Below are 23,438 nucleotides of genomic sequence, written 5' to 3' on the forward strand. Positions count from 1 at the left end.
GTATTTCATTAGTTTTACTTATGAATTACCCGGGGTGAGCGTAGAAGACAGGTGAGCGAGCGCATAATTTCAGACCTCATATTACCCCAGCGACGACTTTTGCAAGAGGTCTATTAGAATCATCCTCACTGGATGTTCTATTTATTTCCGCAGGATTTCCTGAATTATCTAACGGTAAGCCTTTGCGAGTCCGGAGGCGTTCGGCTCTGAGCAACTGCGCGAGTTCTTGCAATTCTCTTAAGATTTGTTCGGGAGATATTGTCCGAGTAGCTGATAATTGTTCAGCCATTTGACGCAATTGCAAGGCGGTTGGGTCTGGATATCGGCTTTTCTCTCCAGCCTTTCGGTGCTGCAAAAGTTGGGTGCGATAAATCTGATGGTAGCTATCAAGTAGCTGAAGTGTTTGGTTGATTTCTGCTGGTGTCCGGTCAAACTCTAATAAAACTCGCTGTAATCGTCCGGGGTTCATGTAACTCAGAATCATCCAGTCAGTTACTTGCTCAATTCCGTGTTCGAGTAAGAATCGTTTGAGGAAGCGATCGCTTTTTACCATCCTGACCGTCCAAGTCGATAATTTACTCTTATCCGGGTCAAAGGTTTGCAAAATTCGAGCGGTTACAGATGGATAGTTTGTCCGGCTTTCATCCATTTCCTGACGCGGAGAACGCAAAGTGCTATCGAGTACCAACGGCAACAGATCCATACTGGTGAAGTCATGGTTTTTGCCAAACTTCTGCTCTAGTTCTAAGCAAAATTCTTGAATTTGATGAGAGATAAAGCAGCGCAGACACACCTCAGCCATCTGACGGCGAGTGTCATCGTTTTGGAACCACTGCATGAGTTGGCGTTGAATTTCCCGGTCTGGCATATCCTCTCGGTCAGAGAGTTCGGGAAATTGAGTCAAGAAAAAGGCTTTTGCCGACTCAACTTCTTCAGTTCGACACTTGCCGAAACTATCAATTCTCATCAAAAGCCAGTATCTCGATGCCGTACCCATCGTTATTTCACTCAATTGTGCAAATGCAAAGCGACTCTGAAATTCCTCATCCTTGCCTCGCGTAAACCAGGATGCCGATCAAAGTCAATTGAGGCAAGTTCGGGGGAGCTGATTGAACGGCTAAAAACGATAAGGATAACTTTAAACAAAGCGAGTGACATCTTCAAGAAATTCCCGCTTTTCCCCAAACTTCACTCGGCTACTTTTCCATTCCTATCGCCACAACTTGCTCAGACGTTCTACCTGCTGCGGCGGGTTTTAGCCAGCTTGCGACCAGCTCCGGCTTTGTTTTTCGAGCAAAAATGCGAATTGCATGGTAACTGACTTTTTCCCGCAGACGATAGACTTCCCTAGTCCGCAAATTCAAGGCGCGAGCGATCGCTTGTTGAGAATTGCCAGCGAGGTAAAGTTCCAGCCAAACCGCTGCTTCTCGACTGACATTTTCGGCTAAATAGTTGTAAAACTCCTGCTTTACGGTTGTCCGCAGAAACATTTGTTCTTCAATTGCTTGATTCTCTTGATACTCGGCAACTGCGTGGATATCGAGGAAACTAACCGGATTGTTTGTCTCGTGGGACACCACTTCCTCAGAAATCAGTCGCACCAGTTCACCATCGGGGATATGAGTCATCCCTCCCCGCCGGGAACGACGTAGATAGTTAAAAAATCTATAAACTAAAAGTGGCTGGTTGCGAATTGGTCTGAGACAGTATTCTTCGATGCTGCTCATCAGTAGAGAGTTGCCTAAGCGAGCGTCTGAAGTACATTTGCTAATCCAGGCAATTTGCTGTTGAATGTAGCGATCGCGATGCAATAATTCCTGAATGACTTCTTGCAACACATCGACAACCGTTGCCGAGCGATCGCGCGATAGCGCCACCCAAGTCCGAATTTTATTCTTCAGCAATACTAAACTCCCCAGCCGAGTCGTCAAGTTGCAATAAGCACGCTCTGGTGCCATGCCTAAGTAGCGTTGCCGTAAAATGCGATAGCGATAATCCATCGCTTGCAAGGCAATTGTTCTCTGAGTTGCGTTAAACGTTTCAAAACGCTCTCCGTCCTCTCCCACCAGCCAGAGAGCAATACTTTCATGGGTTGCTGCGCTATAGCCAGGACAGTCAGATGCCAGCTGCTTCGCCACCTCAGTTGGAGACAGCACAACGGTTAGAAATTTTTTCATTTCAATCGCCGAGAGTGTGTGTTCTACTCGGCTATATCTTCAGTCAGACTGAGGTTATGTATTTTTGCTCCGGTTTCTCCGGGAGAATCCTTCCGGAGAAACCCTGACAGGGTACTATCACAATTCTCTATTCGATGCAGTACGGTTTAACCCCACCCTTGCCCCTCGACCTTTCCTTTAACTAGAGGGGTTCAATATTCTCCCCTCTCCGTTCACGGAGAGGGGCTGGGGGTGAGGTTCCGAGTGATATAGCACTCAAGTTAGAACCGCTATAGGGATACAAAAGCAAATAGGGGCAGGATTATCCCGCCCCTAGAATCATTGATTGAGTCTGGTGTTTATTTAATTCCAGACGCTGCTAATCAATCGCATCAGCAGCCTTATCTGCTGCCCGCTTAGCACTCTCAATTACATTTCTGCCTGCATATTTACTATTTTCCTGGACATTGTCAGCTGCCTGCTGCGTTCCTTTACCCAGGTCTTTGGTTGCATCCTGAGTATTGCCCTTGAGATTTTCAATTCCCTGCTTTGTTCCCTTAGCGAAATCACTAGCCGATTTTTGCGCTTTGTCGCCAATTGCGTCGGTATTTTGCTTGACATTCTCACCGAACTGTTTAGCGTTTTCGCCCTTCTTATCCAGAATCCGCTTGGTGTTTGTACCTACGTCATCGGTCTCGTCAATTACGTGGCGCTCAGCATTGTCAATTAGGCCTTTTGCCTTAGCTGCTACGCCTGAGGTGTCTCTTCTGGGATCGGTATCGCTATAGTCGTTCATCCCACCTTTATACTCATTGGTTAAGGCACCTGTAGGAACGTCCTCCCTAATTTGGTCGGCGGTCTTCGCTTGTGCCCCACCATTACAAGCGGTGGTAACAAAAATGATCGTGGCGGACAAAAACACGGTCAGGATTTTGCCCAAGTTGATTTTTTTCAACCAATTAATTACGCTGTTCATCAAAAAAACTCCTTTTTCTGTACGAGTCAATGGTTGTTTTGGTTAGCATTGCAATCCGAGATTTTCGATTGACTGCCAATCGAAAATCTCAATTATTTGCTTATTTGTGCAAAGCAGGGTTGCTTTGCATTTCAGGTCTCTGACCGGCTTCATCTGATTTATCTTTGATGAAGCTGGAAGCCTCTTTGAACTCTTCACCGATACTTTCTAATATCTTGGCATTAGGATCGCTGCGATTGATTATAGGTTGACGACCTCCAGCTCCAGAGACTTCAAAATCCTCTGAAGTTTTTATGGGCAATTCTTTTTCCTTTGCGGCTCGACCTGCTGGTGTCTCAGCACCCGGGTAGAGGATTTCAGAATCGCTGGTAGCAATTAACTGATTGGACAGGATCTGCAAGTCAGCGCGATCGCGTGGATTCGCTGTTTTGCTGACGTTAGGATCGGTAGACATTTTGTAATTCGTGTAGCCATCTCCACCATTGCTGTGGGGATTGTTGTTCCCTCCCATTTGCACGGGGGGATTTTGTGGACGTGCCCCTAAAGAATCGCCATTGTTACAAGCGCTGGTAACAATTAGCAACGCGCCTGCCAAAAAAACGGTCAATATTTGACGTAACCGTAGTTTTTTAAAGAAAGCAGTTAAGTGTTTCACACACTACTCCCAAGATTTTTACGAACTGTCATAAACAATACAAAAGCTACAGTGTTCCTACCTCTAGCGCAGGTCACATTCTGGTTGCAACTAAAAGCAACCTCTCTCTAACCGTAGAGAGATTCCCAAAAAATAAGCAAAACTACGGTGATATTGGTTGGTTCGCGACCATGCCAGCTAAAAACATCGCTCAGCCTAGAACTTGGCTGATTTTTCTCAATCTTTCAGCATCTGATGGGTCTGGGCATCGATCTGCCTCAAACGCGATCGCTGACATCAAACTTGCCTCACCATCAGGTAGCGGATCGTTATCCGTATCCCAGATGTGCCAAGCTTGGCTGGGAAATTGTTCGCGAATGTCTGCAAAGTGTAGAAACAGAAGAGCGATCGCTCCCTCTGGCAAAAGTTACAGACTCGCTACCGTTCTCACTTTGGTATTCTCATACTCTAGGATGAGGTATTTGCCTCAACTCGCTACCCAGTGTGAAAGGTCATGAAAAAAATTTGGTCATCCCTGAAGCCGTACTTGCGCTGGGTGATTCTCGGCGGGACGCTATTTTTTTTGGCAAAAGCTCTCAAAGACAATTGGCGGGAAGTCGCAGCCATCCGAATGACTGGTGCGGGATGGACAAATCTAGCGATCGCCTTTTTGATTACCTTACTAGCTCATACTTGGTCTGGATTCGTCTGGAGCTGGATTTTGCAATCGTTCCGGCAACCCGTTCAGCCTCGATGGGCGCTCCAAGTTTACCTGAAAACCAACCTTGCCAAGTATTTACCAGGGAATGTCTGGCACTACTACGGGCGCATCGTGGCGGTGACATCCCACGGGGGTTCTTTCGGTGCCGCGACTCTCAGCGTGTTACTCGAACCCCTGCTGATGGCGGCTGCCGCTTTATTGGTTGCCTTAGCAGGTAGCCAGTTGGCTTGGGCAGGTGTCCCCCAGAATACCCAGACGAGAACCTTACAACTTCTTGGTTTGGGTGTGGTTTTGCTGGGCGTTCATCCCCGAATTTTGAACCCGCTGATGCAGTTGGCAAGTAAATTGAAGGGAAAGAAACCAAGAGGTGCAGCGGCGCAGGGGCGCGGGGTAGAAGAAAATGCAAATTTCTCAGCTTCAGCTTCTCAACCCCCCACAGAAGCGACAGAAGCTTCTTTTCGACTTGAGCGCTATCCTCTATTTCCTTTATTGGGAGAAATTGGCTTTTTGTTACTGCGTGGCGCGGGGTTTTTGTTTGCCATGCTAGCACTGACGCCAGTGAATCCCAATCAAATCCCGATGCTGCTGAGTGGGTTTAGTTTGTCATGGCTGTTGGGTTTGATTGTTCCCGGCGCACCTGGGGGAATTGGGGTATTTGAAGCGACAGCGATCGCTCTATTCGGTCAACATTTTTCTGCCGCCATTCTCCTCAGCGTCGTCGCCCTATTCCGCCTGGTGAGTATTTTAGCGGAAGCCGCCGCTGCTGGATTGGCAACTTTGAGCGAGCTTAAGGATCGCTAAAAGGGCTATCAACTACAGCTATGACAACTTTATTCCCCCTCAATTCAGGTTCCCCTCGACCTTTGCGAGGAGGGGTTAGGGGTGGGGTTCTCCTGTCCCGCTTTCAACGGGTAGCCAGAAACCTAATCCTCTGCAACTTGATCTGACATCGCCTCTGCGATCGCAGAAGTTGCAGCTTTTATATCGCTATCTAACTTCAGTTGAGAAAAAACTCGATACATCTGTGCCGTCCCGTTAGGCAGCTTCTTCGTGCCATTTCCGTTCATCTTGATCAAATTGTATTGAACGTTTTCACCATAGATAGCGAAGGTTATATGAAATATTTCAAAGAAATTCACTACCCACTTGCAATCCTCTTCTGGATAGTGCATATAGTATTTGATTAACTCAGCAATGCAAGTTTCTAAATGGGTGCGAACATTTTTACAAATTAATAAAATTTTCAGCAGTACGATTACTAAAGTCAAAGGATGCCCTTGCGACATCAATAAAATAAATAGAGGCGAAGGTTCCCGATGATTTTCAGTCGTTAAATATTCGATCACCCGATTACAGGTTCTTAACAACAGGGCATCATCTAGCGGTTCTTCATGATGATTTTCATATACAACATCTAGCTTTTCTTCTAATTTTGTTTTCAAGACCTCTACAAATTTTCTGTTTTCCACAGAAAAAATTAAATACTTTTGTAGACTATGCTTAAAGTTTTTGTAGAGAAGTCCTTGAGTTTGTTGGAGAAAAATATTTGCCAGATTTGTATAGCTAAATGGCCCCCGTTTCGCAACAATCGTCTTGATCAGACGCAGTACCTCATCCCCTAAACCAGTCGGGTTTTTAGGCAAAATTTCTCTAGGCATCGCCGACTGCGATCGCGTGGTATACATTGCTAGCTCAAACTTAAAGCGATCTTTCAGTTCTTGCGACAATGCTCTGGCGGCTTCCCGCTGTTCGACGGGGTTTGAGAGATTCGCATATTGAGGAACTAACAGATAAGAAGTATAACGATGGCTCCAATGGGTTGCTTCATGTTCTTCGTATCTAGCAGCAAATATCTTTAAATCTTGATAGTCTTGGCTTTTAATAAAATTTACAAGCCAAAGTCTCAACTTACTTAAACTTGGAGACAAGGTTGACTTGCTAATATTTAAATCGCTAAATACTAAAACTAATTCTTTAATTGCTTTATAGCTTCGCGTCGTTTCCCAATTATTGATGAGGATATAACAAGAGCGCTTTAGGGTGTTTTTAAATTCTTCTTCATCATTCGCAAAGATAATGTCTGAAAGCGCTTTGACCGCGTTGGTATTAACAGCGTTAGGACTGTAATAAATAAATAACTGCTTAAATTCTTGCAGAACGGCTTCTGGAGGCCATTGCTGAACAATGTCCACCAAAAAACGATAGATCATATCTCGATCTGGCTGGTTGGAAATGACACGAAACTCGGCCTGATATCCATCTGATAGAATGTCCCTGACCATTCCATTAATTAGGACTATTGAGTCCTTCCTTAGAGTGTGAAGAGCGAAAGTAGATGGCACCCAGCGTCAATGCTAATTGCAGTGTATAGTACTTGACTTGACTGCCCATAGCAATCCTTGAAAATACATACGCTTGGGGAACTTGCTCTCAACCGCTAAGGATCTTCGGATTCAGACCGGAGACGGTTAATTTGTTCTTGCAATTCCTCAATTTGACGCTGTAGCGCATCCACCTCATTAACAGCTGTTTCTGATGGGACATTCACCGCGCCCTGTACAGGGGAACGTTGGTAATTGCCCCGGCGAATCTGACGATATTCTTCTGAGTTTGCCCACTCCTGCAAATGGTGAAGGCGATCGACCGTAAAGGGATGGGTCGTAAACCAACCTTGAGTAAAGTTATTGTAAAGTAAGAACTTGTAGACTTGATTCAACCCGTCTTCGTCCAATTCCTGATATTTTTGCGATTGACGAATAAATTCATCTAAATTTACTTCATTGGCATAACGGGCGCTGCCACCAGCAAATTTCATCATTAAGTGCATCACCGGATTCAGGTCGTCTGTCACCAGGAAAGCGGCTCGATCTGCTGATAATTCCGCTTTACGGCTCCATTCAATAAACGCCAAAACCAAGCCGGTACTGACCAAAGTGCTGAAGCCAAAGGTCGCATTCCCGATAAAGTTGACGGCTTGCAAAGCCCAAACCGCCATCTGACGTAAGGTCGTGTGACCGCATTTAATATGTCCTAATTCATGTGCAATGACTGCCCGAAGTTCCGCTTCGTTGAGCAGGTCTAAAAGTCCAGAGTTCAGGATCACATAAGGGCGTTCTTGTCCGAGGGCGCTGGCATTAACCCAAGGCGCTTGGGAAACGAAAAGCGTTGGTTCTGGGTAAACGTCCAGATCGCGCAAGCATTCCCGGAAAATGCCATAGATGCTAGCATACTGACGCGGCCCGACCTGAATGCTATTGCCCATGTGGTAGACAAACTGGGGACGCTCAGAGGCAAATTCCACAAATTTACGGGCAACCATATCAAATCCAGGCACGCTGCGTAAGGCTTGCTCGGCTTGTCGGTCGAGGGGATGTCTAAAAGCTTCACTGGAAATTCCGGTATAAGTAGGCATATTGATGAGCCTTATACAGCGTTCTACTGAACTATTAAAGCCTAGAAATACAACGAGCGGCTTTTGATCTACATCACAGGGATGCGCGATCGCCGTGTCGTTAAACTGCCACAAAAACTGCTTGATTTAAGCAAGTAACCAACCTACATCTGAGAAAACTTGACACGGCGGCAGTTATCGGAGTGAAAATCACTTCAAAAACTGATTCTCATGTGAATTCTGGGATTCAGCTTTGCTTCTATTGGTTCCCCTTTTTGTAAATGTTGTTCAATGATCGTCTGGACATCGCTGGGTTGAACTCGGCAGTACCAAGTTTCTTCCGGGACAATTCGCACTGTAGGACCACAGCTGCACTGTCCCTGGCAACCGCTCCCCGTCACCATGACTCCGGGAATATCAGCACTCTCAAAAGCGGCAAGTACCTCTGCGCTTCCATTTACCAAACAGGAACGGTACTGGCAAACGATGACGCAACGCCGATCTTGCTCCAAACACTTTTCTTGCGAACCAGTTTCCACTTTTGAGTCCAGCACAGTATAAATTCCTATGGCTCTATGTTAACTTCGCCTTAGCAGACCAGGGGAAAAGTTGGTAGCGCTGGGGAGAGTCCTTTTTCAGGCAATGCTCATTTATTAGGGATTTGATAGCCTTATAGATTGGAATCAGAGTATTTTTAGCAATTTGCTAAAAAGTCGCAACGCCAATCTAGGAGAATATTTGAGTGAGCTATCTCGAAACTGCTGCTGAGTTTTATAGTGAAGTAGCGCAGACGCCACAAGTCGGACTTTGTTGTGTCCAAAGCAGTCCCCTGCAACTGCCAGGACTAAAAATTTCGCCTCAGATGCAGGAGATGAACTACGGTTGCGGTACTACCGTCCATGCCGCTGAACTCGCTAATGACCCGACGGTGCTATATGTCGGCGTTGGCGGTGGTTTGGAAGCGCTGCAATTTGCTTATTTTTCTCGCCGTCCGGGTGGGGTGATTGCCGTCGATCCAGTGGCGGCGATGCGCGAGGCAGCGACTCGGAACTTAGCGATCGCTGCCCAAGAAAATTCCTGGTTTGACCCCAGTTTTGTGGAGATTCGGGAAGGGGATGCCTTCTCCCTGCCGGTGCCAGACGCCTCTGTAGATGTGGTGGCGCAGAATTGTCTATTTAATATCTTTGAACCCGCTGACCTGCATCGGGCGCTTCGAGAAGCCTTCCGGGTGTTAAAACCAGGGGGTCGTCTACTGATGAGCGACCCGATCGCCACTCGTCCCATCCCACCACATCTGCGGCAGGATGAACGGTTACGGGCAATGTGTCTGTCAGGTGCTTTAACTTACGAGCAATATACTCAGCATCTTATTGATGCTGGATTTGGGCAGATAGAAATTCGAGCGCGGCGTCCTTACCGACTGCTGGATTGCGCTAGCTACGGGTTGCAGGAACCATTGCTATTAGAAAGTTTGGATTCTGTTTCTTTTAAAGTGGCAATTCCTGAAGATGGTGCTTGTATTTTTACTGGCAAAACGGCGATTTACACCGGCACCGAAGAGTTTTTTGATGACTCGAACGGGCATATCCTTCCACGGGGTTTACCAGCCGCGGTGTGCGATAAGACAGCAGGAAAGCTTGGTGCATTGATGCCAAAAGACATCCTGATTACTGATTCAACCTGGTACTATACGGGCGGCGGTTGCTGTTAAGTGACGAATTTGTTGGGTGCTTGGATAGGATAGCTGAAGAGATTCTTCAATAAAACTTGATGGCTAAACTACCCGCGATCGCACCTCCTTCCGTTTCTTCTGGCTTTCATGCCCTGTCTGACCCCCTACGGATTCAAGTGTTAGAGCTGCTCCGCGAACAAGAGCGCTGCGTCTGCGAACTCTGCGAACAGTTGGGGGTCACTCAGTCTAAACTTTCCTTTCACCTAAAAACTCTCAAAGAAGCCGCTTTAGTTTGCTCCCGACAAGAAGGACGCTGGATTTACTACAGCCTCAATCTGCCTCAATTTGTTGTTTTGGAGCAGTATTTGGCAGAGTACAGTCGCTTCAGCCCGCTCTTATCAGCGCTTCCCTGTAAAGACTAGGCTTGACACATCAATTTTTTTTGAAATATGCTTAATGCATCAATTTTTTTTGAAATATAAGTTGCAGAAAATTCTTTGGTGCTGGGGATGGTCGTGAAATCAGTGTCGCGGATGGCGCGTTGGAACTCAGTTTTCCAATCGTGCAAGCAACAAGCGATCGCTGAGGGAGTGGGTACATTCATCCTGGTGTTTGCCGGTACGGGTGCCGTGATGGTAAACCAAATTAGCGATGGCGCGGTGACTCATCTCGGCATCAGCTTTGTGTTTGGCGCAGTTGTTGCCGCTTTAATTTACGCCTTGGGACACATTAGCGGCGCTCACTTTAACCCGGCGGTAACGCTGGCTTTCTGGACAAGCGGCTTTTTCCCGAAACGCCAAGTATTGCCCTACATCTTGGCGCAGTCTTTAGGAGCAATTGCCGCCTCAGCTTTACTCTGGATGGCTTTAGGGCGCGTTGGCAATCTGGGTGCGACGGTGCCGCTAGAAGGGAATTGGCTGCAATCCCTGGTGCTGGAAACGGTTCTCACCTTTATTTTAATGTTTGTGATTTTTGGTTCCGGTCTCGATCGCCGCGCCCCGATTGGCTTTGCGGGGTTAGCGATTGGCTTGACGGTGGGGCTAGAGGCGGCGTTTATGGGGCCAATTACCGGAGCGAGTATGAATCCAGTGCGATCGCTCGGCCCCGCTTTAGTGGGCGGCATTTGGCAGCACCACTGGGTTTATTGGGTTGCACCGATTTTAGGGGCGCAATTAGCCGTGTTGATTTACAGCCAACTTTCCAACGGATTTCGGGACATTAAGTAAGGGAGAAAACCTGATGAAACGAGTGATGTTTGTTTGCAAGAAAAATTCTGCCCGTTCCCAAATGGCAGAAGGCTTTGCAAAAACACTGGGTAAGGGAGAAATTGAAGTGATTAGCTCTGGATTAGAAGCCTCTCAGATTAGACCGGAAGCGATCGCTACCATGAAAGAAATCGGCATTGACATTACCAATCAACACTCGAAACCCCTTAGCGACTTCAAGGCTGAAGACTTTGATGTGGTAATTTCCCTGTGCGGTTGTGGAGTTAATCTGCCGACAGATTGGGTACTTCGGGAAGTATTTGAGGATTGGCAGCTTGACGATCCGGCTGAACAGCCTGAAATTTTCCCCAGAGTGCGCGATCAGATAAAAGAACGGGTGACTAAACTCATCGAATCGCTAAAGGAAGAAGCGACACCTGTTGGATAAGGTTTCAATGACAAACCAAACACCGATAGAGCAACCAATTCAGCAGGTTCTTGAGCAAAAGTTATCCTTCTCATGACAACTTTCGAGCATCCACCCAGAATTTTATTCTTGTATGGCTCTTTAAGAGAGCGTTCTTACAGCCGTTTATTAGCAGAAGAAGCCGCCAGAATCATCGAAGGTTTTGGTGCAGAAACCAAATTCTTTGACCCGCGTGAATTGCCGATTCACGGTAGCGTAGAGGCTGACCATCCGAAGGTTCAAGAATTGCGGAATTTAAGCTTGTGGTCTGAGGGTCAAGTTTGGTCTAGTCCAGAGATGCACGGGAATATTACCGGCATTCTGAAAAACCAAATCGACTGGATTCCTCTAACTTTAGGGGCAGTAAGACCGACTCAAGGTAGAACTTTGGCAGTCATGCAGGTCAGCGGTGGTTCTCAGTCATTTAACGCCGTCAATACTATGCGAATCTTGGGACGCTGGATGCGGATGTTTACCATCCCCAATCAGTCTTCCGTTGCTAAAGCGTACAACGAGTTTAACGAAGACGGAACGATGAAGGATTCCGCATATCGCGATCGCGTTATCGACGTAATGGAAGAACTTTACAAATTTACGCTACTACTGCGAGATAAAGTAGACTACCTGACGGATCGCTACAGCGAACGCAAGGAAAAAGCAGCGACTCAGCCGAGGTTATAACGACCTCTCGCTTTTTAAAAACCTACCCTTGAAAGACCCTAGCCCCGCCCCGTTCGCGGGGCGGGGTTCAATATTCCCCTTCCGTGGAGGTCGAGGGGTCGGGGGTGGGTTACGAGTGTGTACATTGCACTAAGCGTGAGAACCGCTATATACCACTTCTAAGATTGTTCTCAACTGATACTCAGCTTGCCAAGTTTTAATAATATCTAAGCTTAATCCCAGACCATTGTAGTTTTAGTCACACGAGGGTATAAAGTTATATCCCTCTATCTTTTGGGCAAGTTCGGCAACAGCCGAGGCATCTTGCCGAGGGTCAATGTACTGAGCTACAGGCAATGATTAGGATAGAACGATGAGTTATCAGAGTATCGCTGTATTTCAGAAAAAATCAGAACAAAAAAATCCTGGCACTTATGCTAGCATCTACTGCGACAGCAGCAGTGCTTAAACTTGTACTTAAAAATTTAATACCATAAAACAGTGTTTTTGTCACTTCTTTTTAGGAGATTAGCGGCAATTAGACTTGCTCAATCCAACATTGAGTTGTCTGCGTACTAATTTATTAGAAGGTTCTCATGAAATGTCTGCTGGCGTTACGGCAACTAATTTTCTGCGTGCCGCTTATGCCTTCTCCGGGTTCTACAAGATATTCATCAAGATGAGGCAAACAATCGTTTAGGCAGGGAATTTTTACTGCTGACATTGTTATGACCAACCTGACCTTCGATAACCATGTTTCCCTGTTTAGGACTACCCCATGATTAATCTTGAATCAACTCGTTCAACCGTAACACCTTTTAAAGAAAAAATTGGTGCCCCTTTAATCAAAAGTAAAATTAGCGTTTTACAAATCAATTTGGGGAAGCGCTGCAACCTTGCCTGTACTCACTGCCATGTAGAAGCAGGACCAAAACGAACTGAAGAACTAACCCCAGAAGTTTGTAATCAGCTGATTGAACTAATCTATAGATTTCCCCAAATCAAGATTGTTGACTTGACAGGGGGTGCCCCGGAAATGAACTATGGTTTTAAACCCCTGGTAGAGGCAGCGAGAGATGCAGGTAAACAAGTAATTGTGCGGTCTAACCTCACCATCTATTTTGAAAAAGGGTTTGAGACTCTTCCAGAATACTGTGCCAAACACCAAACGAGAATTGTTGCTTCCTTGCCATGCTATTTGGAAGACAATGTTGATAAAATGCGCGGCTCTGGGGTCTATAACGACTCAATTCAGGCACTGCAATGTTTGAACCAGAAAGGTTATGGTCTTGACCCTAACTTAATCCTCGATCTGGTATACAACCCTCCAGTTCCAGCTACAGAAAATTTTTCTTTAACCCCCAATCAGGTAAATCTGGAACAAGATTACAAGGCTTATCTAAAAGAGCATTTCAACATTGTTTTTAACAGCTTATTCACGATTACAAATTTACCAATTGGGCGAACAAAGTTTCATTTAGAACACAGAAAATTAATCAAGCCTTATTTACACTTCCTAGAGTCAAATTTCAATGGCAGCACCCTTGAACATTTAATGTGTCGGGATGAACTTTCAAGTGACTATCTGGGAAATGTCTATGATTGCGACTTTAACCAGATGGAAAATTTACCGGCGAAAACCCGCAATGGTGAAAAACTGACAGTTGCCAAGATATTGGAAGCTGGCAGCTTAGACATTATTGAAGAAATACAAACTGCATCTTACTGCTATGGTTGCACGGCTGGATGTGGTTCTAGCTGTGGGGGTGCCCTGATTTGAAACTAGCAAAAAAAGTAGGATTCTCCCTCTTCTCAGTCAAGGCAAAGTTTGTTCGCAAAATAAAATTTTGCCTGGATTTTATCGGATGAGAAATAAGACCAACCAAAGTGCTTCCCCGATGCCGAAACGTTACAGTCAGTGGGTCAGAACGCTCAAAAGTCCCCCCTTGTGGATAGCGATCGCACTCTCGATCGGCATCCTGCTGTGTATCTTTAGCCCATTGAAACTTTTGTTGGATAAATCTTTCCTGGTTAGTCAGTTGGAAATATTCGGTAGTTGGGCAGTCTGCTTGTTTATCCTGGTTTTTGCCCTGTCTAGCGCCATCGGCATCCCTGGAATTATGTTTCCTGTTGCGGCTGGTGCGGTTTTCGGTTTCGTCTGGGGAAGCCTTTGGTCGGTCATCGGCGCAACGCTGGGGGCAATTGGCGCATTTTTGGCGTCTCGCTACCTGCTGCGCGACTGGGCGGAACGCCGATTTGGTCAACATCAAGCGTTGATGCGGTTCAATCAAGCCGTGACCCGTCAGCCTCTGGCTTTTGTGATGGCGATCCGCTTTGCGCCAATCTCCCCCTTCACGGTGGTTAATTTCTTGTTGGGACTCACGCCTATCAGCTGGGTACCTTATTCAGTTGGCACGTTTATCGGCATTATTCCAGGGACGCTGGCTTACGCTTGGGTGGGGGTTACGGGTGAGCAAGCTTTGCAGGGAGGCGATCGCTTGCCCTTGCTACTAGCGCTCAGTTTTTTAACTCTCCTGTGTGTATTGCCTATTTTGGCTCGTAAAAAGACGCAACCCATTAACTGACGAATAAATTCAACCAATTTTTAGTTTTATTTCCCTTAATTTTTGTTTTCACCGGCTGTGCCGGATACTCGCAGTCCGCTGATGCCAAGAACGAAGCGATCGCAGCGCCACTGCTGCCGGACGCTGCACGGCAACAGATTCTGTTATGAGATCAACTGATAACTTCTTCCACAACTTGGGAAAATTGCTTAGCTGGGAACCTAATTAGCTCCAATCAGTTCTGAAGAGTTAACAAGATTACGTAAATAGCAATAGGGAAGAGACAAACCGATGAAACGGGCAATTTCTGGCGCTTTATTAACTATTTTGAGCTTTAGCCTTCCAGCAATGGCTGCCACTACAGAGAAATTCCAGGTCAAAGGGCAAAACGCTTCCGCCTCTTTTTACCAATCTGACGACTGTAGCTCAAGCGGTGTCAGTGTTTGGGCTGCCGATAACGTCAGCCGTAGCGCACCAGGAGCACCGACTTCGGAGAAGGGAGCCAACGTCTCTTATTGGAACTCGAATTGGTGTACCGGCAAGTATTCCTATGGTTACGGTTACGCTCCAAATGTCACCTTCACCGCCAATAACCAGCTCAGCTCAGCTAGTTTGAAAGGCACCTTCAAAGTTGACGAATATTCGTCAGAGAATCCCGACTCAACGACTGCCAAAACGGTTGACGTAGCGCTAAATTGGACGGGAACAGGCGAGACATTCCGGGGTCACAGCAGTTCTCACTATCAGTGGATGGGCGGTATGTCGCACTCTCGCTATGTTGGCTCTTATCGGACTGCGGACGTATCGGGTAGCGTCACGATGGACGGCAAAAACCTGATTACGAATATCCCTGGTTTTGGCGATCTGAACTCGTCTAGCAGCGGCTCGGTGCAAATCACCAAGAGGTAGACTGTCGTTAAAGATTTGGACGTTAAAGATTTGGGGATTCTTCGTCTTTCCCGCCCAAATACAATCATTAGCCATCAGTTCTCTGGGGACTGATGGCTTGTCGTTAACAGCTAAAAATTAGCAACGAATTAAAATTCGGTGTCGTTATAGCCATTTACTGCACTGGGGTCTGTATCCTGTTTAGAACCGAGTAAATCTAGGCGATCCACCTTAATAACAGGTTTAGATCGGTTAGATGCCTTATTATCGCTCCAAGTCTCTATTTTCAAGGAGCCTTGTACCCCTATCAAACTGCCCTTTCTCACATAGTTCGCAGCCACTTCCGCTGTCTTCCCCCACAGTTCCAGGTTAAACCAGTCAGGCTGGTCGCTATTGCGAGTTCGACGATCTACTGCCAGCGTCAGATTGCACTTAATCTTACCTGACTCGAAATACTTGACATCAGGCTCTGTACCCACACGACCTACCAAGTTCACAACATTCAGGCTCATAAAATTGATTAGTACAAATGTACTGAACTACAGTGAATATACTTTAACGAATTTAGATAGTAGGCTCAAGTCAACTTTATCCTGATTTGCTCTTCAACTACCAGAATGATGCTTGGAAATGGCCTTGAGGCGTTTTCACTGGATAAATTCGTCTACCTGACTAGACTCTGGATAGAAAACGTAATAGAATCCACCTCGGTTCCATTTCCGTTAGAATTCCATCTCACACAACAGCATTTCATTTTGGGGGCGTAGAAACGAGTGGGTCTTTTCAGTCGCTTTTCCTTATCCCGGGACATGGGTATCGACCTGGGCACTGCTAACACCCTGGTTTATGTGTCCGGCAAAGGTATTGTTCTCCAAGAACCCTCTGTGGTTGCTATGGATATGGACACAAAAACCCCGCTAGCCGTGGGCGAAGATGCCAAAAAAATGTTGGGAAGAACTCCCGGCAATGTGGTGGCCCTGCGCCCCCTGCGCGATGGTGTCATTGCAGATTTCGATGTCGCTGAGCTAATGCTTAAGCATTTTATTCAGCGAGTACATGAGGGAAGAGCCTTAGTTTCACCTCGTGTTGTCATTGGCATTCCTTCGGGTGTCACTGGCGTAGAACGACGAGCCGTTATGGAAGCAGCATCTCAGGCAGGTGCCAGGGATGTGTACTTGATAGATGAGCCGGTCGCTGCTGCCATTGGCGCTGGACTACCAGTGGCTGAGCCTACGGGCAACATGATCATTGATATTGGTGGCGGCACCACAGAAGTTGCCGTGCTTTCTTTACAAGGAACGGTTTTAAGTGAATCGGTGCGCGTGGCTGGGGATGAGCTTTCGGAAGCCATCATGCAGTACATGAAAAAAGTCCATAACTTGGTGATTGGGGAACGCACGTCTGAAGAAATCAAGATTCAGATTGGTTCTGCCTACCCCACCAGTTTTGATGAAGAAGCCATCATGGAAGTGCGAGGCTTGCACCTGCTCTCTGGCTTGCCGCGCACTGTCACCATCAAGGGACCGGAAATTCGGGAAAGTATGTCTGAACCGCTTTCAGTAATTGTGGATGCGGTGAAGCGAACCTTAGAGCGCACGCCTCCCGAACTCGCAGCCGATATTATCGACCGGGGCATCATGCTGGCTGGCGGCGGTGCTTTGTTAAAGGGGCTGGACACGCTCATCAGCCACGAAACTGGCATTGTCACCCACGTAGCGGCAGATCCGCTCTCGTGCGTGGTGCTGGGAACCGGGCGGGTGTTGGAGAATTTCAAACAGCTAGAGCGGGTGTTCAGCGGGCGATCGCGCCAGATGTAGCAGTCATTAGTCGTTAGTCATTAGTCATTAGTCATCGGCAGTAGACGATGAACTAAAGGCTAAGGCTAGAGACTAGGGACAAGGACTAAAAACTAAAGGACTCAAGACGGACGAATCGCTGATACCTAAATGTTTACACTGCGTCGCTGGTGGGTTCGGCACGGAATACAAGTTATATTGGCTGGGCTAACGATTGGAAGTGCGTGGGCGATTCGGGAGACTCAGGGAGCTGCTCTTTATGAGACTTACCAGTTGCTCACCCGTCCTTTTCAAGGGGAACCCACGTCACAAGAGCGCATCGAGAATGCCCGCGTTCTGGAACTACAGGAGCGGTTAGTTGAACTCGAAAGCCAAAATCAGAAGTTACAAGAGCTGTTGGGTTATGTTAAACAGAAAAAACAGCCAGGGATAGTCGCTCCGATTGTGGGACGTAGCGCCGATCATTGGTGGCAACAGATAACCCTCGGTCGAGGAAGTCAAGACGGTATCAAAGCCGATTTCATCGTGATGGGTACGGGTGGCTTGGTCGGTCGCGTAACCAACGTGACTCCCCATAGCAGCCGGGTCTTACTGGTCAGCGATCCCAGCAGCCGGGTAGGGGTTGCAATTAGCCGCAGCCGTTATATGGGCTATCTTCGAGGACAAGGTTCTAACCGAGCAGTGATGCAGTTTTTTGATAAAGTTCCTGATGTCCGTCGGGGCGATGTCGTGGCAACATCATCTGTCAGTAAACTTTTTCCGTCAGGGTTGCCGATAGGGCGAATAGAATCTGTAAATTTGGACAAAACTCCAGCTCCTGAAGCTGTGATTGAGTTGACAGCACCGATGAGTTCCTTGGAATGGGTGGTTGTGTACCCGAAATGAGGAATGAGCGGTTAGCTGTCATTAGGAAATAGCAATAGTAAATAGTGATTAGTCATTAGCCACAGACGATGGACTAAGGACTAATCACGGATGACCCATGACCCATGACTCATGATCAATGTATCTGACTTGTCACCTTGGCCTCGTCAAATGCTTAACTGGGCAGTAACCATTGGTTCTGTCCTGTTGTGCTTATTGGTCTTGCCACTGCGCCTACCGGGAATGGAATTGTTGGGAATTGGCCCCAACTGGTTGTTAATTTGGGTGGTTGCCTGGAGTTTGAAGCGATCGGTGTTGCAGGGTGCGATCGCCGGGTTGGTGTTGGGACTGATCCAAGATGGGATGACATCCCCCGATCCCAGTCATACCCTGAGCTTAGCATTGGTAGGAATTTTGACCGCTCGGATTCAAAAGCAGCGGTATATTGAGGAAGATTTTATTTCGGTGGCGTTAATTGTTTTTGGGATGGCGGTTGTGGGGGAGACGGTGAGTGCCCTTCAGTTCACGCTACAGGGCGATCGCGATCTGGGAGCAATTTGGACATATCACCAGCGCATTGCCCTCTCCAGTGCCATCCTGAGCAGCCTTTGGGCACCCGTTGTTTACTATCCTCTAAATCGCTGGTGGCAGCATATGAACCTGTTAGGGCAGTCTTCTAAGTAGTTTCTAGCCAATCGTCAATACTCAGTCTTCTGAGTATTGAGTGAGGACTATTGACGATTGACCAATGAGTGATGACTCACTCCCAGCAGGTAATGAGCAACAGAAAGTAAATCGCTATGAATGCGGGTTGGTTGGAACTGTCGCAACCTTTGGGGGCTACGAATGCCACAAGTCAGCGCGATGGTGGGAATCGAAAGCGCTTGTCCTGCTAAAATGTCTGCTTCCGTATCCCCGACCATCCAACAATCATCGGCAGTTTGCCAAGGCGAACAATGTTCTGCGATCGCTGTGGTGAGAAGTTGCGTTTTCACTTCAGCGTAGTTTTGATAGGCGGCATGGCTGTCTTGAGTCCCATAAATGCCACTAAACAAACGAGCCAAACCGTGATTTTGCAGGATTTGCAGAGCTTGGGATTGACATCGCAACGTCACTAACACCAGCTTGATGCCTTGAGAATGTAGCAATGCTAGCGCCCAGTTCACTCCTGGCTGCATTTTGTCTTTCTGTAACAGCGCCGGTTGATTGACGATGCTGACGACACGCTGCAAAAATACATTAATTTGCTCACCCTGTAAGCCCGATCGCATCGCAATTTCCACATCAGGGACGCGATCTTGCTTCATTTGCCAGAATTGCTCTTTAGTCAATACCTGAAGATGCAGGATTTCTCCTTGCTCCTGATATATCTCCTGAGTATCAGCGAGTCCTAGCTGATAGGTACTGTAATAGCGGTGGGAAACGTCCACAAGTGGGCCGTCAAAGTCGCAAAACACGGTCAGTTTTTGTAAATGAGGGGCAGCGGCTTGACCCCGGTAGGGCTGAGGTGGTTGCAAATCTGAGGCGGCGGGGCAGCAGTTCATAGGACGTTACGAATCCGAACTTTTTGATACGTTTATTTACATTAACAGGTGCAACATAAGTTGTCATGGGATTTAGCCATCAAAATATATTAGACCTATTTATAGGGATATGTAGCGATCGCCTAACTATAGGGGTGAAAATCGGGGTGAAAATCAATATAACTTTTGAAGGCGGGTAATCGCAAACTTAGTGATTGGTTCCCCGACAGATGAATTCCTCAAAGTGAAGCACCATGAAACGGTGCTTATCGGCTCATACGATCTCCCAATATTCCGCTCTTCACAGGTAAACACGCGATCCTCTTTTTTTTGCAGGGATAATCCACCTAGCATCCCTCCCTAAGCCTGCTGCTGCTAAAGTAGGCTGGCTATTACACTCAGGTGTAGCCAGGACAGCAGCAAACTCATGGACAACTTTTCCGCAAACACCCAATCGGATGCACCCCAACAGGAGTCCCCTTTTACCTCCTTCGACCGCGCGATGATGCAGCGGTGTATAGAACTAGCCCGTCGCGCCTTAGGACAAACCGCGCCCAATCCCCTAGTGGGTTCTGTCATTGTCCAGGATGGGCAGATTGTGGGGGAAGGGTTTCATCCCGGTGCCGGTCATCCCCATGCAGAAGTCTTTGCGCTGCGAGACGCCGGTGAACGAGCCAAAGGAGCCACAATTTATGTCAATCTGGAACCTTGTAACCACTACGGACGGACGCCTCCCTGTTCGGAAGCGTTGGTAGCCGCAGGGGTGAGCAAGGTGGTAGTGGGCATGGTAGACCCCGATCCGCGCGTGTCGGGAGGCGGGATTGAGCGGTTACGAGCAGCAGGAATCGAAGTTGTGGTGGGCGTGGAAGAAGACGCCTGTCGGCAGCTGAATGAGGCTTTTATCCATCGCATTCTCTACCGGCGTCCGTTTGGCATTTTAAAATACGCCATGACTTTGGATGGCAAAATTGCCACAACCACCGGACACAGCGCCTGGATCACCAGCCCTGATGCCCGCAATGAGGTACATCGAATGCGGGTGGCGTGTGATGCGGTGATCGTGGGCGGCAATACGGTGCGTCTGGATAATCCCCACTTGACCAGCCATCAGACAGAGGCACACAATCCCTTGCGCGTAGTCATGAGTCGCACGCTGGATTTGCCCGTAGAGGCTCATGTGTGGGAGACAGCGGAGGCTCCCACTTTAGTGTTAACAGAGGTGGGAGCTAATCCGGATTTTCAGCAGATGCTGCTGAAAAAGGGTGTGATGGTAGTGGAGCTGACTCCACTGACACCGACGAAGGCAATGGCGTACTTATATGAGCGTGGATTATCGGGCGTGCTGTGGGAATGTGGCGGCACGTTAGCAGCAAGTGCGATCGCAGAAGGGACAGTGCATAAAATTCTGGCCTTCATTGCTCCCAAAATTGTCGGCGGCAGGTTGGCTCCTTCTCCTGTTGGGGATTTGGGGTTTGCAAGCATGACAGATGCACTCACTCTAGAGCGCGTCCGTTGGCGAGCTGTCGGCTCAGATTGCCTGGTTGAAGGTTATTTACCCTTAGCAGTCAGTAGTCAGTAGTCAGTGGTTATTGGTCATTCGTGAATGGCGAATAGCTAATTGTCAATTGCCATTCGCCATTCACAAAGCTGATAGCTATCAAAATATGGTCGAAGTGATTGTATGGAGCCTGTTGGTTGGAAGTTTTGGTCTGGAGGCAGTCATGGTAAGCGGATGGATGCGCTGGCAGCAGGTGAGTGCAGGTCAGCAATATGAGGAAGAGGAAGAAACTTTGACTCGTTATGAATCTAAACAAGACCTGGCACCCGCAGAGCTGCCTTCTAATGGTTCCTCTGCCCAAACGTTCAAAGATCCGCGACTGATGGGCTGGGAATTTAAAATTGTGCGAGCTAAAGGCGATTTATTCCGCAATCCAACGGTTTTTCAAAAGCTGTGTGAAGAAGAGGCACAATCCGGCTGGATTTTATTAGAAAAAATGGATGACCGGCGGGTGCGGTTCAAGCGACCGACTGCCATGAGGGACATGATTCCATCAGAATCTCTCGCTTATGACCCCTATCGCAGCCATTACGGGCCTGTCTTGACGCGGCGTACCTGGGCGGCAGCGATCGCTGCTGTGATGGCGATAAGTTTACCGGCTTATTTGGGCTATGCCCTGGTGTCGGCAACGCTTGCGAATTCTTCACAGATTAATACACCTGCGGCACCCCCACCGGAGCCGCAGTCTTTCCCAAAGCGTCCCTTGGCACCCAGGTAGCTTTTGGCTTCTAACAATTGGCACTTTAGAAAGTAGAGACGCGATGTAAATCGCGTCTCTACTGTTAATGGGTTTCTTGCCAGACAGACTGACGCTCTTGAGCGAGATCCCGGATCAGGGATAGCTTTGAGTGCAGATAGTCAGTCATAATATTTGTTTCGTCGGAATTGAGCGATCGCTGTTGTTTCAGTTGCTTCAGCAGCCACTGTACTAGGCTGGCATCGTCTAGCTTCAATAACATATTGGCCTGAGTAGTTTCAATTAAAGCCCAAAGCTGACGCAGCATTGTGGGAGTCATAAAACCTCCTATAAGCGGATAGCTGTTCTGAGTGCCGAATTGGCTAGGAACGGGTGTTATGTGGGTGGTGGGAGCAGATGGGTACGGCACACGGCCTCTTATTTAATTATTCCTTTAGTTTTCCACGATAACTTATCTGGTAATACCAAAATCGCGATCGCACAAGTTGCAACAAGAGTTACCAAATACTTAACAAAGCGAACAATAACTTGACAGGGACTAAGGCGGAAAGTTAAAACTGGTTCCGGATTAACGATGGAAGGGAGCCGCTCAAGGCTTGTAGAGACCTCTGAAACCCCATCCCAACCCTCGTGAAAAAATTTAGGCTCAATAGGCGTTTCAGGAAAATTGAGCCAAGAAAGAGGCTAAAAGACTCAGGCTGCAAGTGTTGTAAGCTGTAAGCGGAAATCAATCAATTGAGTCGTTAGTTTTGGGTGACAAAGGCGCAAGTAAAGAGCGAGTCGTTACCGCCAGATTGAGCAAGATAAGCCGTTTTATGAGTCGCCATAGGTGACGATCGATGCAAAGGTTACTGAAGTTAGAACAGGTCATGGCGGAGGAAGTGCGAGAATTCAAGAAACTATTACAGGCACGATCCCTCCTAACCCGCTGAGAAGCGGAATGGCGATCTACTGAGTGAGAAGATGAGTATAGTCACGCAGCCCTTAACTCTGGAGGAGTTCTTAAAACTCCCAGAAACTAAACCCGCATCTGAGTTTATTGACGGAGAGGTTATTCAAAAACCCATGCCTCAAGGTGAGCATAGCCGATTGCAGTTTAAATTTTGCGCGGTTGTTAACGAAGTCGCCGAACCGCAGAAAATTGCGCTTGCATTCCCAGCACTACGCTGTACGTTTGGGGGAGACTCGATTGTTCCAGATGTTGTGGTGTTTCGGTGGGAAAGAATTCCGCTTCGTCCTTCTGGAAGGATTGCCAATCGCTTCGAGATTTATCCCGATTGGTCAATTGAAATCTTATCCCCCGATCAGAGCCAAACGAAAGTATTAGGGAAATTGCTCCACTGCTCTCAGCATGGTACAGAGTTAGGGTGGTTAATCGATCCAGAAGAGGAGAGTATTTTAGTTGTGTTTCCGGAGCAGCGAGTACAATTGCTAAGGGGAACGGCTGAGTTACCTATTCTTAGTGGGATTGGGTTAAAACTGACGGTTGAGCAGGTTTTTAGTTGGTTAACGCTCTAAGACGGATAAGGATTTGCCTGTAAGCGATCGCAGATACTAGTAGTTAACCATAGAGATTATGACAGGCTAGGAGTTGGATAGAGACGCTTGAACTTTGTGCGAGCATCGACTGTAGAAAAGCGCCAATTGACAGTCGCTTGGTTTTGATT

General features: G+C 47.5%; 27 protein-coding genes. 16 read left to right on the forward strand and 11 right to left on the reverse strand.

Annotated elements, in window-relative coordinates:
* Window positions 1–76: 76 nt before the first annotated feature.
* The 4 genes from H6F52_RS03555 to H6F52_RS03570 form a co-directional block, all read right to left on the reverse strand.
* The gene (locus tag H6F52_RS03555; protein ID WP_190531948.1) at window positions 77–1,012 is read right to left on the reverse strand and encodes a hypothetical protein; all 936 of its coding nucleotides are present in this window, start codon (window positions 1,010–1,012) and stop codon (window positions 77–79) included.
* A gap of 184 nt (window positions 1,013–1,196) precedes the next feature.
* Window positions 1,197–2,177 carry a HetZ-related protein 2 gene (locus H6F52_RS03560; protein ID WP_190531950.1) on the reverse strand — a complete coding sequence of 327 codons (981 nt, stop codon included), beginning with the start codon at window positions 2,175–2,177 and terminating at the stop codon, window positions 1,197–1,199.
* Window positions 2,178–2,535: 358 nt separating this feature from the next.
* A complete protein-coding gene (locus tag H6F52_RS03565; protein ID WP_190414872.1) occupies window positions 2,536–3,132 on the reverse strand; it encodes a DUF6658 family protein in 597 nt (198 codons plus the stop codon).
* A gap of 100 nt (window positions 3,133–3,232) precedes the next feature.
* Window positions 3,233–3,787: a DUF6658 family protein gene (locus H6F52_RS03570; protein WP_190414873.1), complete on the reverse strand. Its 555-nt coding sequence runs from the start codon at window positions 3,785–3,787 to the stop codon at window positions 3,233–3,235.
* A 234-nt stretch (window positions 3,788–4,021) separates the two neighbouring features.
* On the opposite strand from H6F52_RS03570, the gene H6F52_RS03575 reads away from it, so the two are divergent.
* Both H6F52_RS03575 and H6F52_RS03580 read left to right on the forward strand, forming a co-directional pair.
* Entirely contained in the window at window positions 4,022–4,243 is a 222-nt protein-coding gene (locus H6F52_RS03575; protein WP_190531952.1) for a hypothetical protein, read from the forward strand.
* 37 nt (window positions 4,244–4,280) lie between these two features.
* Window positions 4,281–5,288, forward strand: coding sequence for a YbhN family protein (locus H6F52_RS03580; RefSeq protein ID WP_190531954.1), 1,008 nt, complete (start codon window positions 4,281–4,283; stop codon window positions 5,286–5,288).
* Window positions 5,289–5,410: 122 nt separating this feature from the next.
* Here H6F52_RS03580 and H6F52_RS03585 read toward each other — a convergent pair whose 3' ends face one another.
* The 3 genes from H6F52_RS03585 to H6F52_RS03595 all read right to left on the reverse strand — a co-directional run bounded on the left by H6F52_RS03585 (window position 5,411) and on the right by H6F52_RS03595 (window position 8,429).
* Window positions 5,411–6,697 (reverse strand): hypothetical protein, encoded by a 1,287-nt coding sequence (locus tag H6F52_RS03585; RefSeq protein WP_242033842.1) that lies wholly within the window; start codon window positions 6,695–6,697, stop codon window positions 5,411–5,413.
* Window positions 6,698–6,924: 227 nt separating this feature from the next.
* Entirely contained in the window at window positions 6,925–7,899 is a 975-nt protein-coding gene (locus H6F52_RS03590; RefSeq protein WP_190415030.1) for a M48 family metallopeptidase, read from the reverse strand.
* Between the two features lie 194 nt (window positions 7,900–8,093).
* Complete coding sequence (locus tag H6F52_RS03595; RefSeq protein ID WP_242033845.1) at window positions 8,094–8,429, reverse strand: (2Fe-2S) ferredoxin domain-containing protein; 336 nt, start codon at window positions 8,427–8,429, stop codon at window positions 8,094–8,096.
* A 191-nt stretch (window positions 8,430–8,620) separates the two neighbouring features.
* Between H6F52_RS03595 and arsM the strand changes: the two genes are divergently transcribed.
* From arsM to H6F52_RS03630, 7 genes are all read left to right on the forward strand, one after another.
* Window positions 8,621–9,589 (forward strand): arsenosugar biosynthesis arsenite methyltransferase ArsM, encoded by a 969-nt coding sequence (gene arsM, locus H6F52_RS03600; RefSeq protein ID WP_190529054.1) that lies wholly within the window; start codon window positions 8,621–8,623, stop codon window positions 9,587–9,589.
* A gap of 59 nt (window positions 9,590–9,648) precedes the next feature.
* Window positions 9,649–9,972, forward strand: a complete 324-nt coding sequence (locus H6F52_RS03605; protein WP_190414878.1) for a metalloregulator ArsR/SmtB family transcription factor — start codon at window positions 9,649–9,651, stop codon at window positions 9,970–9,972.
* An 87-nt stretch (window positions 9,973–10,059) separates the two neighbouring features.
* The gene (locus tag H6F52_RS03610) at window positions 10,060–10,776 is read left to right on the forward strand and encodes an MIP/aquaporin family protein (protein ID WP_242033843.1); all 717 of its coding nucleotides are present in this window, start codon (window positions 10,060–10,062) and stop codon (window positions 10,774–10,776) included.
* 13 nt (window positions 10,777–10,789) lie between these two features.
* Window positions 10,790–11,203 (forward strand): arsenate reductase, glutathione/glutaredoxin type, encoded by a 414-nt coding sequence (arsC, locus tag H6F52_RS03615; protein WP_190531958.1) that lies wholly within the window; start codon window positions 10,790–10,792, stop codon window positions 11,201–11,203.
* A gap of 72 nt (window positions 11,204–11,275) precedes the next feature.
* Window positions 11,276–11,902 carry an arsenical resistance protein ArsH gene (arsH, locus tag H6F52_RS03620; protein WP_190531959.1) on the forward strand — a complete coding sequence of 209 codons (627 nt, stop codon included), beginning with the start codon at window positions 11,276–11,278 and terminating at the stop codon, window positions 11,900–11,902.
* 757 nt (window positions 11,903–12,659) lie between these two features.
* Window positions 12,660–13,661, forward strand: a complete 1,002-nt coding sequence (gene arsS / locus H6F52_RS03625) for an arsenosugar biosynthesis radical SAM (seleno)protein ArsS (protein WP_190531961.1) — start codon at window positions 12,660–12,662, stop codon at window positions 13,659–13,661.
* A gap of 85 nt (window positions 13,662–13,746) precedes the next feature.
* Window positions 13,747–14,466, forward strand: coding sequence for a TVP38/TMEM64 family protein (locus tag H6F52_RS03630; RefSeq protein WP_242033844.1), 720 nt, complete (start codon window positions 13,747–13,749; stop codon window positions 14,464–14,466).
* 48 nt (window positions 14,467–14,514) lie between these two features.
* Here H6F52_RS03630 and H6F52_RS25970 read toward each other — a convergent pair whose 3' ends face one another.
* Window positions 14,515–14,640 (reverse strand): hypothetical protein, encoded by a 126-nt coding sequence (locus tag H6F52_RS25970; protein WP_277877652.1) that lies wholly within the window; start codon window positions 14,638–14,640, stop codon window positions 14,515–14,517.
* Between the two features lie 96 nt (window positions 14,641–14,736).
* Between H6F52_RS25970 and H6F52_RS03635 the strand changes: the two genes are divergently transcribed.
* Window positions 14,737–15,354 carry a hypothetical protein gene (locus H6F52_RS03635; RefSeq protein WP_190414884.1) on the forward strand — a complete coding sequence of 206 codons (618 nt, stop codon included), beginning with the start codon at window positions 14,737–14,739 and terminating at the stop codon, window positions 15,352–15,354.
* A 128-nt stretch (window positions 15,355–15,482) separates the two neighbouring features.
* On the opposite strand, the gene H6F52_RS03640 is transcribed toward H6F52_RS03635, so the two are convergent.
* Entirely contained in the window at window positions 15,483–15,845 is a 363-nt protein-coding gene (locus H6F52_RS03640; protein WP_190414885.1) for a single-stranded DNA-binding protein, read from the reverse strand.
* A gap of 297 nt (window positions 15,846–16,142) precedes the next feature.
* On the opposite strand from H6F52_RS03640, the gene H6F52_RS03645 reads away from it, so the two are divergent.
* From H6F52_RS03645 to mreD, 3 genes are all read left to right on the forward strand, one after another.
* On the forward strand, window positions 16,143–17,150 hold the full coding sequence (locus H6F52_RS03645; protein ID WP_190414886.1) for a rod shape-determining protein: 1,008 nt from the start codon (window positions 16,143–16,145) through the stop codon (window positions 17,148–17,150).
* A 129-nt stretch (window positions 17,151–17,279) separates the two neighbouring features.
* Window positions 17,280–18,014: a rod shape-determining protein MreC gene (mreC, locus tag H6F52_RS03650; RefSeq protein ID WP_190414887.1), complete on the forward strand. Its 735-nt coding sequence runs from the start codon at window positions 17,280–17,282 to the stop codon at window positions 18,012–18,014.
* Window positions 18,015–18,125: 111 nt separating this feature from the next.
* Window positions 18,126–18,677 carry a rod shape-determining protein MreD gene (gene mreD / locus H6F52_RS03655; RefSeq protein WP_190430454.1) on the forward strand — a complete coding sequence of 184 codons (552 nt, stop codon included), beginning with the start codon at window positions 18,126–18,128 and terminating at the stop codon, window positions 18,675–18,677.
* Between the two features lie 47 nt (window positions 18,678–18,724).
* Here mreD and H6F52_RS03660 read toward each other — a convergent pair whose 3' ends face one another.
* On the reverse strand, window positions 18,725–19,537 hold the full coding sequence (locus tag H6F52_RS03660) for an HAD family hydrolase (RefSeq protein ID WP_190414889.1): 813 nt from the start codon (window positions 19,535–19,537) through the stop codon (window positions 18,725–18,727).
* Between the two features lie 481 nt (window positions 19,538–20,018).
* Between H6F52_RS03660 and ribD the strand changes: the two genes are divergently transcribed.
* Both ribD and H6F52_RS03670 read left to right on the forward strand, forming a co-directional pair.
* Window positions 20,019–21,095: a bifunctional diaminohydroxyphosphoribosylaminopyrimidine deaminase/5-amino-6-(5-phosphoribosylamino)uracil reductase RibD gene (gene ribD / locus H6F52_RS03665; RefSeq protein WP_347276184.1), complete on the forward strand. Its 1,077-nt coding sequence runs from the start codon at window positions 20,019–20,021 to the stop codon at window positions 21,093–21,095.
* 85 nt (window positions 21,096–21,180) lie between these two features.
* Window positions 21,181–21,792: a hypothetical protein gene (locus H6F52_RS03670; RefSeq protein WP_190430452.1), complete on the forward strand. Its 612-nt coding sequence runs from the start codon at window positions 21,181–21,183 to the stop codon at window positions 21,790–21,792.
* 64 nt (window positions 21,793–21,856) lie between these two features.
* On the opposite strand, the gene H6F52_RS03675 is transcribed toward H6F52_RS03670, so the two are convergent.
* The gene (locus H6F52_RS03675) at window positions 21,857–22,090 is read right to left on the reverse strand and encodes a hypothetical protein (RefSeq protein WP_190415034.1); all 234 of its coding nucleotides are present in this window, start codon (window positions 22,088–22,090) and stop codon (window positions 21,857–21,859) included.
* Between the two features lie 644 nt (window positions 22,091–22,734).
* On the opposite strand from H6F52_RS03675, the gene H6F52_RS03680 reads away from it, so the two are divergent.
* On the forward strand, window positions 22,735–23,289 hold the full coding sequence (locus tag H6F52_RS03680) for a Uma2 family endonuclease (protein WP_190531963.1): 555 nt from the start codon (window positions 22,735–22,737) through the stop codon (window positions 23,287–23,289).
* The last annotated feature ends 149 nt before the right edge of the window (window positions 23,290–23,438 follow it).

The organism is Coleofasciculus sp. FACHB-542 (assembly GCF_014695825.1).
Lineage (GTDB): Bacteria > Cyanobacteriota > Cyanobacteriia > Cyanobacteriales > FACHB-T130 > FACHB-T130.